Source organism: Paracoccus sp. MC1854 (assembly GCF_014164635.1).
Lineage (GTDB): Bacteria > Pseudomonadota > Alphaproteobacteria > Rhodobacterales > Rhodobacteraceae > Paracoccus.
On sequence record NZ_JACJFU010000004.1, the window covers coordinates 63,799 to 77,674 of the forward strand.

General features: G+C 68.3%; 9 protein-coding genes. 7 read left to right on the top strand and 2 right to left on the bottom strand.

The window, feature by feature from the left end:
- The first annotated feature begins 1 nt into the window (after position 1).
- The 3 genes from H5395_RS04845 to H5395_RS04850 are packed head-to-tail and all read left to right on the top strand — an operon-like array spanning position 2 to position 5,500.
- Positions 2 to 2,080 carry a glycosyltransferase gene (locus tag H5395_RS04845; protein WP_200559414.1) on the top strand — a complete coding sequence of 693 codons (2,079 nt, stop codon included), beginning with the start codon at positions 2 to 4 and terminating at the stop codon, positions 2,078 to 2,080.
- A 10-nt stretch (positions 2,081 to 2,090) separates the two neighbouring features.
- On the top strand, positions 2,091 to 3,191 hold the full coding sequence (locus H5395_RS18500; RefSeq protein ID WP_220494822.1) for a zinc-binding alcohol dehydrogenase: 1,101 nt from the start codon (positions 2,091 to 2,093) through the stop codon (positions 3,189 to 3,191).
- A complete protein-coding gene (locus H5395_RS04850; protein WP_200559412.1) occupies positions 3,188 to 5,500 on the top strand; it encodes a glycosyltransferase family 4 protein in 2,313 nt (770 codons plus the stop codon). Before H5395_RS18500 ends, H5395_RS04850 begins: the two co-directional genes overlap by 4 nt.
- Positions 5,501 to 5,537: 37 nt before the next feature.
- Here H5395_RS04850 and H5395_RS04855 read toward each other — a convergent pair whose 3' ends face one another.
- Positions 5,538 to 5,924 carry a DUF2147 domain-containing protein gene (locus H5395_RS04855; RefSeq protein ID WP_182791394.1) on the bottom strand — a complete coding sequence of 129 codons (387 nt, stop codon included), beginning with the start codon at positions 5,922 to 5,924 and terminating at the stop codon, positions 5,538 to 5,540.
- 139 nt (positions 5,925 to 6,063) lie between these two features.
- On the opposite strand from H5395_RS04855, the gene hisA reads away from it, so the two are divergent.
- From hisA to H5395_RS04875, 4 genes are all read left to right on the top strand, one after another.
- Positions 6,064 to 6,780: a 1-(5-phosphoribosyl)-5-[(5-phosphoribosylamino)methylideneamino]imidazole-4-carboxamide isomerase gene (gene hisA, locus H5395_RS04860; protein WP_182791395.1), complete on the top strand. Its 717-nt coding sequence runs from the start codon at positions 6,064 to 6,066 to the stop codon at positions 6,778 to 6,780.
- 176 nt (positions 6,781 to 6,956) lie between these two features.
- Complete coding sequence (gene secG / locus H5395_RS04865; RefSeq protein ID WP_182791396.1) at positions 6,957 to 7,475, top strand: preprotein translocase subunit SecG; 519 nt, start codon at positions 6,957 to 6,959, stop codon at positions 7,473 to 7,475.
- 146 nt (positions 7,476 to 7,621) lie between these two features.
- Positions 7,622 to 9,268, top strand: a complete 1,647-nt coding sequence (locus H5395_RS04870; RefSeq protein WP_182791397.1) for a CTP synthase — start codon at positions 7,622 to 7,624, stop codon at positions 9,266 to 9,268.
- A 318-nt stretch (positions 9,269 to 9,586) separates the two neighbouring features.
- Entirely contained in the window at positions 9,587 to 9,967 is a 381-nt protein-coding gene (locus tag H5395_RS04875) for a hypothetical protein (protein WP_234450829.1), read from the top strand.
- A gap of 231 nt (positions 9,968 to 10,198) precedes the next feature.
- Here the strand turns inward: H5395_RS04875 and mfd are convergent, their stop codons facing one another.
- Positions 10,199 to 13,864: a transcription-repair coupling factor gene (gene mfd, locus H5395_RS04880; protein WP_234450828.1), complete on the bottom strand. Its 3,666-nt coding sequence runs from the start codon at positions 13,862 to 13,864 to the stop codon at positions 10,199 to 10,201.
- Positions 13,865 to 13,876 lie beyond the last annotated feature (12 nt).

Genomic DNA, 13,876 nt, shown 5'->3' on the forward strand with positions numbered 1-13,876 from the left:
CATGCGAGCCCTGCTCGTTACCGACAGCCCCGAACCCTCGGGGGTGGGCGAACACATGTTGATCTTGGCCGCCGCCCTGGCGGCCGAGGGCGTTCAGGCCGTGCTGGCCTTTCCCGACCATGACGCCGGCCGCCGGCTAGTGGACCGGGCGCAGGCAAGCGGCCTGCCCGCACGGATTGTCATGGGCGACTGGCACCGCGCCATCGCGCAGGCATGTGCCGACCTCGTCCATGTCCACGCCGGCATCGGCTGGGAAGGCCACGAACTGACCCGTATCGCACGCGATACGGGTGCAGCCGTGATCCGCACCGAGCATCTGCCATGGCTGCTCACCGAACCGGGGCAGATCCGCGAATACGCCGCAGCCTCGGCCCATGTCGATGCGGTCATCGCCGTCTCGCGCGAGGCGGGCGAGGGCTGGCGGCGTGCGGCAAGGCGGATGCCCGGTCCGCGCCTGCCCGTGGCCGCCATCGCCAACGGGATCAAGCCCGCCGCCCTGCCCCGCGCGGATGGAAATGCCGCGCCGACCATCCTCTGCGTCGGCCGCTTCACCCCGCAGAAGCTGCACCGGACGCTGATCGTGGCGCTGGCCCGCCTGCACTGCCGCGGCACGCCCGCGCGCCTGCAACTGGTCGGCGGCGGGCCGCTGCAGGAAAGGCTGGAACTGCTGGTCAGGCGGCTCGACCTGACCGCTTCGGTGGATTTCCTCGGCCGCCGCGACGACGTGCCCGAACTGATGTCTCGCGCCGACGTCTTGGCCCTGCCGTCCGCCTTCGAGGGGCTGCCGCTGGTCCTGCTCGAGGCGATGGCGCTTGGGCTTCCGGCGGTTGCCACCCGTATCGGCGGCAGCGTCGAGGCGCTGGGGCCGGACCACCCGTGGCTGGTCCCCTTCGGGCGGTCGCGGGACCTCGCGCAAGCTCTTGAAGATGCACTCGACAATCTCGAAAGGCGCGCCATAACTGCAAGCCGACAGGCCGCGCGCTTTGCGCAGCGGTTCACGGCGGCGCGGATGGCCGCGGACACTGCAAGAATATATCGCGCCGCATTGCGGCATCGGACCGGGGACAGAATGGACAGAGTGAGACTGGGCTTCATCGGCGCGGGCGGCATCGCCCACCGCCATTTCGGCGTGCTGGAAACCATGCCCGACGTGGCCGTGGTGGCCGTGACCGATCCCGACCAAGGTCGGGCCGAGGATGCCGCCCGGCGCATGGGCGCGACCGCCTATCCCGATTTCGATTCCATGCTGGCCGACGCCGACTTGGACGCCGTCTATATCTGCATCCCCCCCTTCGCCCATGGCCCCGCCGAACGCGCCTGCATCGCCCGCGGCCTGCCCTTCTTCGTGGAAAAGCCGATCTCGCTGGACATCGAGCTGGCCGAGGAGATCGCCGAGGAGGTCGCTGCCGCGGGCCTCATCACCGCCGTGGGCTATCACTGGCGCTATCTCGACACGATGGACGAGGCGCGGGCGCATCTGGCCCATAACCCCGCCCATCTGATGCAGGGCTTCTGGATCGACCAGACCCCGCCCCCCGAATGGTGGTGGCGCGAGGACCGATCCGGCGGGCAGGTGGTCGAGCAGGCGACCCACATCATCGACGCCGCCCGCTTCCTGGCCGGTGACGTGACCGAGGTCTTCGGCCTTTCCACCCACCGCGAGCGCGGCGATTTCCCCGGCCTGACCGTGCCGACCGCGACGGCGGCGACGCTGCGCTTTGCCTCGGGCGCGGTGGCGAACCTCGGCTCGACCTGCCTTCTGCGCTGGAACCACCGCGTCGGGCTGCACGTCTTTTCCGACGCCATGGCGCTGGAAATCACCGACCATGACCTGATGGTGGACGTGGGCCAGGGCCGCCCCGTGCGCCACGCCCAGGGCGACCCCGTCTGGCGCGAGGACCGCGATTTCGTCGAGGCCGTCATGGGCCGCGAGAACCGCATCCGCTGCCCCTATGCCGAGGCATTGGAGACGCACCGCGTGGCCCTTGCGATCACCCGTTCGGCCCAGGCCAATGCCCTTGTTAAGATGGAGGTGCTGCGGGCCGACCCGCAGCCCATCTTTCGTCCATCGCTTGCGTAAGGCCCCAACGATGCCGCATGAACACCGCACCGTCCGCAGCCTCGGGATCGAGCGGCCGGGCGAGCCGTTCTTCTTCCACTACGACGAAGGCCCCGCCCCGGACGGCCGCATCCGGCTGGACCTGCTTTATACCGGCTTGTCCGCCGGGACCGAACTGACCTTCATGAAGGGGACGAACCCCTATCTGCACAGCCGCTGGGACGACTGGCAGGGGCTGTTCATCCCCGGCGAGCCCTCGGCCCGCTTCCCGGTCAACTTCCTGGGCTACATGGAAGCGGCGCGGGTGTCGGACGCCCGCGTGCCGGGCTTCCGGGCGGGCGACGTGGTCGGCACGACCTTCGGCCACAAGTCGGGCCACACGGCCGATGCGGCGCATGACCTGCTGCTGAAGCTGCCGCATGGGCTGGACCCCATGCTGGGCATCTTCGTGGCCCAGATGGGTCCGATCGCCGCCAACGGCATCCTGCACGCCGACGCCGAACAGTTCGGCGCCGCCGTTCCCTTCCTCGGCGCGGGGGTGGAAGGCCGCCCGGTGCTGGTCTGGGGCGGCGGCACCGTGGGCCTGTTCTGCGCGATGTTCGCCCGGATGGGCGGGGCGTCGGACATCGTGGTCGTGGACCCCTCGCCCTTCCGGCAGGACATCGCACGGGCCATGGGCTTCGAGGCGATGGGCGAGGATGACGCCGTCCGCCACGCCAAGACCCTGTGGCACCACAAGATCGGGGGGCGCGGGGCGGAATATGTCTTCCAGACCCGCGCCCGTCCCGACAGCCTCAACCGCTGCCTGCAGGCGCTGCGCCCGCAGGGAACGGTGATCGACCTCGCCTTCTACCAGGGCGGCATGGACAGCCTGCGGCTGGGCGAAGAGTTCCACCACAACGGCCTGTCCATCCGCTGCGCCCAGATCAACCGGATGCCGCGTCCCGTGGCCCAGGCCTGGGACCAGCGGCGGCTGGCGGCGGAAACCATCCGCCTGCTGCAGCGCGAGGGCGAGGCCATCCGGCGGCACATGATCACCCATGTGGTCCCGTATGACGACGCGCCCGGCTTCCTGCGCCATCTGGTCAACGACCGGCCCGAGTTCCTGCAGATCGTGTTCGACGCGACATGATGGACGATTTCGCGCAAGCCGCCTTCGACGCGGGCTTCGATCAGGCCTGGGGCGAGATCCCGCCCGACCATTTCCCGCATCCCCACCCGGATGCGGGCAAGATCCGCATCCTCTTCGTCTTCGCCTGGCTGGTCATCGGCGGCGAGGAAACCGAAGTCCGCCTGCTCGCCCGGCACCTGCCGCGCGACCGCTACCGCATCGACGTCATTCCCTGCTTCCGCAAGCCGGGGATGCCGGACCACAGCCACGACCAGCTGCGCGGCCTGGGCATCCACGTCGATACCACCGCCTATGACATGGGCTTCGACGAGACGGTCGATTACCTGCGCCGCAAGTTGTCGGACTTCGACATCGTGGTGTCCTGCCAGGACGTAGCCGACATCTATCCGGCGCTGGAACGGCTGAAGCTGCGCCCACCCCTGATCGAGCATGGCGGGCTTGTCCGCGAGGCGCTGTCAGGCCCCAAGCACTTCACCGCCCGCTATATCGGCGTCTGCGACAGCATCCGCGAGGCTGCCGCGTCCCGGATGCCCGACCGTCCGCATCATGCCGTCGAGATCCCCTCGATGGTGGAGCTGTCCGAGTTCCGCCCCGAGGCTCGCGAACCCGTCCGCGCCGCCCTTGGCGTTGGACCCGACGAACTGCTGGTCGGCTGGGTTGGCCGGCTCGACCGCAAGAAGCGGGTCGAGGACTTCATCGAGGCCGCCGCCATCGTCGCCCGCAGCGAGCCGCAAGCCCGCTTCATCGTGGTGGGCGGACCCGACGCCTTCATGCCCGAATATGCCGACGAGTTGCGCCACCGCGCCCGGTCGCTGGGGCTGGAACGCCGCCTGATCTTCACCGGCGACCGCGGCGACGTGCCGGACCTGCTGGCGGCGATGGACGTCTTCTGCTGGCTGTCGCGCGGCGAGGGGATGCCCCATGTCATTTCCGAGGCGGGCGCGGCGCGGCTGCCGGTGATCGCAACCCCCGACAACGGCGCGCTGGAACAGGTCAGGGACGGCGTTTCGGGTCTGTTCGTTCCGCATGAAGACCCCGGCGCCGTCGCGGATGCCATCCTGCGGCTGGCGCATGATCCCGGCCTGCGCCGCAGGCTGGGCGACAGCCTGCGCACCCATGTCGAGGCGAACCATGCGGTCGAGGTCGTGGTGCCCCGCTGGCAGGCGCTGATCGACGAGGTTCTGGCCGAACAGCGACCGCCGCCCCCGCCCTCGTTGTTCAGCAGCTTCGTGCTGGGGGGCTGGGAAAGCTCGACTCATCGTCACGGCTGGGGCCCGCACCGCGACCTGCTGGCACAGGTCGGCCACGACAGCCATGCGGCGCAGGATTATCTGCAGCTTGCGGCGCTTGGCATTCGCGCCTGCCGCGACGGCGCCCGCTGGCACCTGATCGACCGGGGCGGACAGTATGATTTCTCCAGCTTCACGCCCATGGTCGAGGCGGCGCGGGATACCGGCACCCAGATCGTCTGGGACCTGCTGCATTACGGCTGGCCCGAGGATATCGACATCTGGCGCCCCGAGTTCGTCGACCGCTTCGCCCGCTATGCCCGCGCGGTGGCGGAACACCTCCGCGGCCTGACCGACGACGTGCCCTTCTGGTGCCCGGTAAACGAGATCAGCTTCCACGCCTGGGCTGGGGGGGACGTACGCTACCTGAACCCCTATGGCGCCGGGCGCGGCTACGAGCTGAAATGCCAGCTCGCCCGGGCCGCCATCGCCGCCATGATCGAGCTGCGCGACGTGGACCCCCGCGCCCGATTCGTCCATGCCGAGCCGATGATCGCCATCCACCATGTCGATTGGAGTGGACAGCCCCGCTGGGAAGCGCAGGGCTATCACGACGCGCAGTTCCAGGCCTTCGAGTTGCTGGGCGGCTGGATGTGGCCGCAGATCGGGGGCGATCCCTCCTTCCTCGATATCGTCGGGGTGAACTACTACTGGAACAACCAGTGGATTCACGGCGGCAAGACCGTGGACGTGGACGACGTCATCTACCGGCCCCTGTCCGACCTGCTGTTCGAGGTCGCGGCCCGCTACGGCCGCCCGATGCTGATCGCGGAAACAGGGACCGAAGGAGACCGGCGCGGCCCGTGGTTCGACTATGTCGCGGCGGAAACCCTGCGGGCGCGGGCGCGGGGAGTTCCGGTCGAGGGCATCTGCCTTTACCCCGTCGCCAACCATTTCGGCTGGGACGACGACCGGCTCTGCCCGAACGGTCTTCTGGGCCACGATCCGGCTGGCGGCCGGCGCAGCGTCGATCCGGGACTCGCGGCGGCGCTGTTCCGCTCGGGGCTGGCACGGCGCTGAAGGTCGGCCGCGTCCGGCAAAGGGCGCGGCGGCCTGACTATTTCAACCTGGTCCAGGTCTGCGACCTGCAGATCAGCCCGCCCGCGACGCAGCCCGACAGCTTCATCGAGCCGCCGCTGACCTGCGCCTTGCCGTTGTAGGTCTTGTTGTCTGCGGGCCGCAGCACCTTCCCCGCATAGGCGTCCCGGCCCGAAGGCGCCATGCCGATCACGATCTGCTTGCCGATGTTCGGGGACTGGTATTCCTGCTGCCCCTTGTAGGTCTTGACGATGGTCCCGCAATAGGCCCCGCCGCAAGGCACGATCTGGACCAGCGCGACCGAGCCTTCGTCGGGTTGCGTCTGCCAGACTCCCTCGATCGGATCGGCCGCCAGCGCGGCCGTGGCGGCCATGGTGAAGGCGGCGGCGAGCGTGATGGTTCTCATGGGTTCCTCCCTTGTCTCCCTGGCTGCGATTGGCCTGGTGCGCGGCGCTTCCGGCAAGCGTGACGTGAAGTCAGGGCGCACTTTCACGTTTGCCCCCCGTGTGGCATGGGGGGGCCGGTTGCCAGACGGAGCACGAGCCATGATCCTTTACCCTGCCATCGACCTGAAGGACGGCGCCTGCGTGCGGCTTCTGCGCGGCGACATGGAGGCCGCGACCGTCTTCGGCACCGACCCGGCGGCACAGGCCCGCGCCTTCCAGGACGCAGGCGCTGAATGGCTGCATCTGGTGGACCTGAACGGCGCCTTCGCGGGCCAGCCGGTGAATGGCACGGCGGTCGAGGCGATCCTTGCGGCTGTGAACGTCCCCGTCCAGTTGGGCGGCGGCATCCGCGACATGGCAACGATCGAGGGCTGGCTGGACCGCGGCGTGCGCCGGGTGATCCTGGGCACCGTGGCTGTCGAGAACCCCGTTCTTGTGACCGAAGCCGCGCGGCTTTTCCCCGAACGGGTCGCCGTGGGCATCGACGCTCGCAAGGGCCGGGTTGCGACACGCGGCTGGGCCGAGGACACCGAGGTCATGGCAACCGATCTCGCCCGCCGCTTCGAGGACGCGGGCGTGGCCGCGATCATCTATACCGACATCGACCGCGATGGCGCGATGGAAGGGCCGAATGTCGCGGCGACGGCGGCGTTGGCCCGCGCGGTGTCGATTCCGGTGATCGCTTCGGGCGGAGTGTCGCGGCTGTCGGACCTGATCGAGCTGCGGGATACCGGCGTGATCGCCGGGGCAATCTCGGGGCGGGCGCTTTACGACGGGGCGCTGGATCTGGGCGAAGCTTTGGCGGCGCTGCGCTGAATGGGGGCGGCAGCACGGAGTCGAAGGGCCGTATGGGTATTTGGGCCAGAAAGAAGCCCCTTGCGTTCCGTGACGTGAACGGTCGGCTGGAATGCACCCGCAGGCAGAGGCGCCGCTTGCCTTCCCGAGACCCCGTGCCTAGATAGGCGCGTTCCGAAACATAAGGCTGCCGCCCCGTGGAAAACGTCGTCCTGACCGTGCATCTCGTCCTCGCCCTGCTGCTGATCGGCGTGGTGCTGCTGCAGCGGTCCGAAGGCGGCGGCCTTGGCATGGGCGGCGGTGGCGGCGGAGTCATGACCGGCCGACAGGCGGCGAATGCGCTGACCAAGGCGACCTGGATCATCGCGGCGGCCTTTCTTGTCACCTCGATCGCGCTGACGGTGATCGCAGCGCGGAACTCGGTCGGCGCCTCGGTCGTGGACCGCATCGCGCCGATGGGGACCCCTGCGCCGGCGACCGGGCTGCCGAACCTTCCGGCCTATACGCCGCCCCCGGCAGCGGGACAGCCGGTGCTGCCGCCGGGTGCCGCGTCTGCGCCCGTGACGGCGCCGGCCGAGGGTCCGGTGACACCGCCAGAACCCGCGGCTTCGGTCCCGGCAGATGCGCCTGCGGCAGCGGAAGCCGCCGCTCCGGCCGGGTCTGCCGGCAACGTCACCACGCAGACCGTGCCGATCGCTCCTGCGCCCGCCAACTGATCAACCGGAACCCGGGGCGTGCGGAATTTGCGCCCCTTTCAGACATCGCGGTCCGTTGCGGCATCGCGGAGAATCGGTTATAGCCCGGCTCCCGTGATGGCGGTGGCGGATCGTTGCCGCATTGCCGAATTCACGGGGGCTTTCTCATGGCGCGTTACATCTTCATCACCGGCGGCGTCGTGTCCTCGCTGGGCAAGGGGCTGGCCTCGGCGGCGCTGGGCGCGCTGCTGCAGGCGCGGGGCTATACGGTGCGGCTGCGGAAGCTGGACCCCTATCTGAACGTCGATCCGGGCACGATGTCGCCCTTTGAACATGGCGAGGTCTTCGTCACCGACGACGGCGCGGAAACCGACCTCGACCTTGGCCATTACGAACGCTTCACCGGCGTCTCGGCCCGCCGCACCGATACCGTCAGCGCGGGGCGCATCTATTCCAACGTGCTGGAAAAGGAACGCCGGGGCGAATACCTCGGCAAGACCATACAAGTGATCCCGCACGTCACCAACGAGATCAAGGACTTCCTCGCCGTGGGCGAGGACGAGGTCGATTTCATGCTGTGCGAGATCGGCGGCACCGTCGGCGACATCGAGGGCCTGCCCTTCTTCGAGGCGATCCGCCAGTTTTCGCAGGACCGCCCGCGCGGGCAGTGCATCCTGATGCACCTGACGCTGCTGCCTTATCTGGCCGCCAGCGGCGAGCTGAAGACCAAGCCCACCCAGCACAGCGTCCGCGAACTGCGCGCGATCGGCCTTGCCCCCGACGTGCTGGTCTGCCGGTCCGAGCAACTGATCCCCGACCGTGAGCGCGCCAAGATCGCGCTGTTCTGCAACGTGCGGCCCGACGCGGTGATCCCCGCCTATGACCTCAAGTCGATCTACGAGGCGCCGATGGCCTATCACCGCGCGGGTCTGGACCGGGCCGTGCTGGACGCCTTCCAGATCAGCCCCGCCCCCAAGCCCGACCTGCGCAAGTGGGAGGACGTGATGGACCGCCTGACCAATGCGGAAGGAGAGGTCCGCATCGCCATCGTCGGCAAATACACGCAGCTTGAGGATGCGTACAAATCCATCTCCGAGGCGCTGACCCATGGCGGCATGGCCAATCGCGTCCGCGTTCGCCCCGAATGGATCGCCGCCGAGGATCTCGAGGCAGAGGACGGCATCCACCTGCTGGACGGCTTCCACGGCATCATCGTCCCCGGCGGCTTCGGCGAGCGGGGCACGGAAGGCATGATCGCGGCCGCGAAATACGCGCGGGAAAAGCACGTCCCCTACTTGGGCATCTGCCTGGGGATGCAGATGGCGGTGGTCGAGGCTGCCCGCAATCTTGCGGGGATCGAGGATGCAGGGTCCGAGGAGTTCGACCACGAGGCGGGCCAGAACCGTTTCACCCCGGTCGTCTATCACCTCAAGGAATGGGTGCAGGGCAATTACAAGGTCCAGCGCAAGCCTAGCGACGACAAGGGCGGCACCATGCGGTTGGGCGCCTATACGGCGGTGCTGAAGCCCGGCAGCCGCGTCTCCGAGGTTTATGACGGCGCGACCGAGATCGAAGACCGCCACCGCCACCGCTATGAGGTCGACGTGGCCTATCGCGACCAGCTTGAATCCTGTGGGATGGTCTTCTCGGGCATGTCCCCGGACGGCCGCCTGCCCGAGGTGGTCGAGATCGAGGGCCACCCCTGGTTCGTTGGCGTTCAGGCGCATCCCGAGCTGAAATCCAAACCCTTCGCTCCGGCGCCCCTGTTTGCGGACTTCGTGCGCGCCGCGAAGGAGCAGGAACGGATGGTGTGAGCCATCCGTCCCGGACATCGCTGCCATTTGCCTGATCCGCCCGAGCAGGAGAGAGCAAGGCAGCCATTCAGGGGATCTCACTTGTTCCCAGCAGAAAGACGCCCTTGCACCAGACGCCTCGGGTCTTGGCCGGCAGGCGGCCTGCGTCTGAAATCATATCATCAAGGTCATCCCCCTGTCTGGGCTTGAGCGGCACGGAACCACCTCTAGACTGGCCCCATGAATAATCCGTCAAGATCGGGCCTCATTGCCGCCCTGCTGCTCGCGGCTTCTTCCGCCCTTGCAGATGCACCGCTGTTCATCGTGCAGCCGTCGCAGATGCCCTTTGATCTTGGGCCGGGGGCGCCTGCCAACCAGTCCTCGCGCAGGCAGAACTTGCCGACTGCTCCGGGCAACAGCGGCGGCGCGCCAGGGAACGGGTCGGGCATCCGGGCGAATGCGCCGGACAACCCGGCGAACGGACCGGAAGGCGGGCGGGCGATCTGGGTTGGGGATGAGCCGGTGGGCTATTACACCACCAACGGCGGGACGCTGAACCTGTTCGATTCCCGCGGTCGGCGGGTGGCTTATCGGCCGGGCGGAGGGCACACGCGCTCGCTGTTCTCGCCCCAAGGGCAGTGGTGCGGAACGGTGGCGGATACCGGCGCGGGCATGGCCTTCGGCATGACCGAAGCCTGCGCGGGCCGGTTATTCCGCTGACAGGCCAGTTCGGGGCACCGCGTTTTATTCCGTTTAACGGCAGTGAGATCCGCCATACTCGCTGCATGATACGGTTGGTGAGGATCGGATCTGCACCGGCTTCCTGTGCTTTCAAAGGACGTGGCGGCTGAACTCCCCCTATACACGTGTAATTGTCAGGTTTGTGCTGTTAGTCTGCGTCCAGTCGGTGGTCTAGGCCACTCCGTGTGGCATATGAGGCTCCGTTCCGGCCTAGCTCCAGCGTCCCTCCGGCTTCTTCGGCTTCACGGAACGCGAGACCTGCGACCAGCGGGTGCGGCCCGCCTCGCCCGGCTTTGATCCGGGCTTGTCCGATGCGACGCTGCGGCTCTGCGTGGCGGTCGTGGACGCTGGACGAGTTTCGGCCTTCGCCCCGGGCAGAGAAGACGCGGCCTTTGCCGTCGGTTTCTCGGCCTGACGTGCAGGTGCCGTGTCCCCCTTCCCGCCCGCCTTGATCTTGGCCGCAAGCTCCTTGGCGACGGCGAAGGCGCCCTTGATGCGGTCGGCCTCGGCGGGCCAGAAGCGGCTGACGACCAGCTTGTTGTCGCTGATCCGCGCCGCGCCCTTCTGTTCGTTCAGGAACTCGACCAACCCGGCGGGGTTTGGAAACTTGTCCTGATGGAACTGGATCGTCGCGCCTTTTGGCCCCGCCACTAGCGAGGAGATGTTCGCACGCTTCGCCATTGCCTTGATGCGGATGACCAGCAGCAGCGTGTTCACCTCGCGCGGCAAGGGTCCGAAGCGGTCGATCAGCTCGGCGGCGAAGCCCTCCAACTCCACCTTGGTGGTCAGCTGCGCGAGGCGACGATACAGGTCCAGCCGCACGTCAAGGTCGGGGATGAAGCTTTCCGGGATCGTCACCGGCACGCCCAGGTTCAGCTGCGGCGCCCATTCGTCGTCAGGGGTGCCCTCAAGCTCGCCGGATTTCAGCTTGGCGATCGTTTCCTCCAACATCTGCTGGTAAAGCTCGAAGCCGACCTCCTTGATGTGGCCGGACTGCTCCTCTCCCAGCAGGTTCCCCGCGCCGCGCAGGTCCAGGTCCTGGCTAGCGAGGTTGAACCCCGCCCCCAGCGAGTCGATGGAACCGAGGAACTTGAGCCGCCGGATCGCCTGCGGGGTCAGCGGCACGCGCGGCTTGGTGGTCAGGTAGCAATAGGCCCGCGTCTTGGACCGGCCCACGCGGCCCCGGATCTGGTAAAGCTGCGCGAGGCCGAACATGTCCGCGCGCCAGACGATCATCGTGTTGGCGGTCGGGATGTCGAGGCCCGATTCCACGATCGAGGTCGCCAGCAGAACGTCGTGGCTGCCGTCGTAGAAGGCGTTCATCCGCTGGTCCAAATCGCCCGCCGCAAGCTGGCCGTGGGCGACGATGGTGCTGACCTCGGGGACGTGTTCCTTCAGCCAGTCCTCGACCTCGGGCAGGTCCGACAGGCGCGGGACGACGAAGAAGCTTTGCCCGCCGCGGTATTTCTCGCGCAGCAGGGCCTCGCGGATGGTGACGCTGTCGAACTCGCTGACATAGGTGCGGATGGCGAGCCGGTCCACCGGAGGGGTGCCGATGATCGAGAGGTCGCGCACTCCGGTCAGCGACAGTTGCAGCGTGCGCGGGATCGGCGTCGCGGTCAGGGTCAGGACGTGGATGTCCGAGCGCAACTCCTTGAGCCGTTCCTTGTGGGCCACACCGAAATGCTGCTCCTCGTCGATGATCAGCAGGCCGAGGTTCTTGAACTTCACCTGTTTCGCCAGCACCGCATGGGTGCCGACGACGATATCGACCGAGCCGTCGGTCAGCCCCGCGCGGGTCGCCGCCGCGTCCTTGGCGCTGACGAAGCGCGACAGGGGCCGCACGTTGATGGCGGTGCCCCGGAACCGCTCGGCAAAGCTGCGGTAGTGCTGGCGGGCGAGCAGCGTTGTGGGAGCCACGACCGCGACCTGCATCCCCTGGCTTGCGGCGATGAAGGCCGCGCGCATGGCGACCTCGGTCTTGCCGAAGCCCACGTCGCCCACGACAAGCCGGTCCATCGGGCGGCCGGCCGACAGGTCCTCGGCCACGTCCACGATGGCGGCGGCCTGGTCATCGGTTTCGGTATAAGGGAAGCGGGCGGCGAAGGCTTCCCACTCGTGGTGCTCGGGTTCCAGCACGGGGGCGTTGCGCAGCAGCCGTTCCGCCGCCACGCGCATCAGGCGGTCGGCGATCTGACGGATGCGTTCCTTCAGCCGCGCCTTGCGGGCCTGCCATGCCCCGCCGCCCAGCTTGTCGAGCAGGCCCTCCTCATGCCCATAGCGGGTCAGCAGCTCGATGTTCTCGACGGGCAAGAAAAGACGGTCGCCGCCTGCGTATTCCAGCGCCACGCAGTCATGCGGCACGCCCAGCGCGGTGATCGTTTCCAGCCCCCGGTAGCGGCCGATGCCGTGTTCGACATGGACCACCAGATCGCCTGGTGAAAGCGAGGTCGTGTCCTTGAGGAAGTTCTGCGCCCGCCGTTTCTTCTTGGCGCCCCGGATCAGGCGGTCACCCAGCACGTCCTGTTCGGAAATAACCGCCAGCGGTCCGGTCGCTTGGCCCTCGGTGACGAAGCCTTCCTCCAGCGGCCAGACGGCAAGGCCCAGCGCGCCCTTGGTATCCGGCAGGGCGCGGATGTCGTCGATGGGAAGGCCGGTCAGTCCCTCGTCGGACAGCAACCCGGTCAGGCGTTCCCGCGCGCCCTCAGAAAAGCTGGCGACGACGACGCGACGGGTCTTCTGCAACTCGCGGACATGGGCGGCCAATGCGGCGAACAGGTCGGTCTTCTCGGCCTGCCGCTCAGGCGCGAAGTTGCGGCCCACGCGGCCGCCCGCGTCCAGCACGCCCGGCCCCGGAGGACGCGCCAGAACGGACAGCGAGATGGTGCGGTGGCGGGACAGCCAACGCTGCCATTCCGCTTCGTCCGCGAACATCGCGGCAGGCTCGACCGGGCGATAGACGCTGTCAGCGCCGCGCTTGCCCATCGCCTCGCGCCGGGCGTCGAACTGCTCGGTGATGGTTTCCCAGCGGGCGGCGCGGTGCTGTTCGATATGGTCGTCCAGAACCACCGACGCGCCGGGCAGATAGTCGAAAAGGCTGTCGAGCCGATCATGGAACCACGGCAGCCAGTGTTCCATCCCGGCGACCTTCTGGCCCGCGCTGACCGCCTCATACAGCGGGTCGTTGGCGCCGCCGCCATAGGCCGCGCGATAGTTCTGGCGGAAGCGGGCGATGGCGTCGTCGTCCAGGATCACTTCGGACATGGGCGCGATCTCGACCCGGTCCAGCGCGCCGAGGCTGCGCTGCGTGTCGGGGTCGAAGCGGCGGATGCCGTCCAGCACGTCGCCGAACAGGTCCAGCCGCACCGGGCCTCCGGGACCGGGAGTATAGATGTCGATGATTCCGCCCCGGACCGCATAGTCGCCCGGCTCGGTCACGGTGGGCGACTGCGAGAAACCCATGCGGGACAGGAAGCCGCGCAACTGCGCCTCGTCCAGCCGCTCGCCCACCTTGGCCATGAAGGAGGCCGCGCGGACGGTATCCGCCGCGGGCAGGCGCTGGACGGCGGCGTTGACCGTCGTCAGCAGCACGAAGGGCGGCTTGATCGCCCCGCTCGCCAGCATCGCCAGCACCTGCAGCCGCTGCGCCATGATCTCGCCCGAGGGCGACACGCGGTCATAGGGCGTCGTGTCCCAGGCAGGCATCTCCAGCACCGCAAGGTGCGGCGCGAAGAAGGCCAGCGAGGCGCGCATCGCTGCCATGCGGCGGTCGTCGCGGGCGATGTGGATGACGGGCGCGCCGCGCTCGGCCTCGCGCGCGATCAGCGCGGCGTCGAAGCCTTCGGGCGCGCCGGAAAGGATCAGGGTTTCGGGCATGAAGGCTGAGGT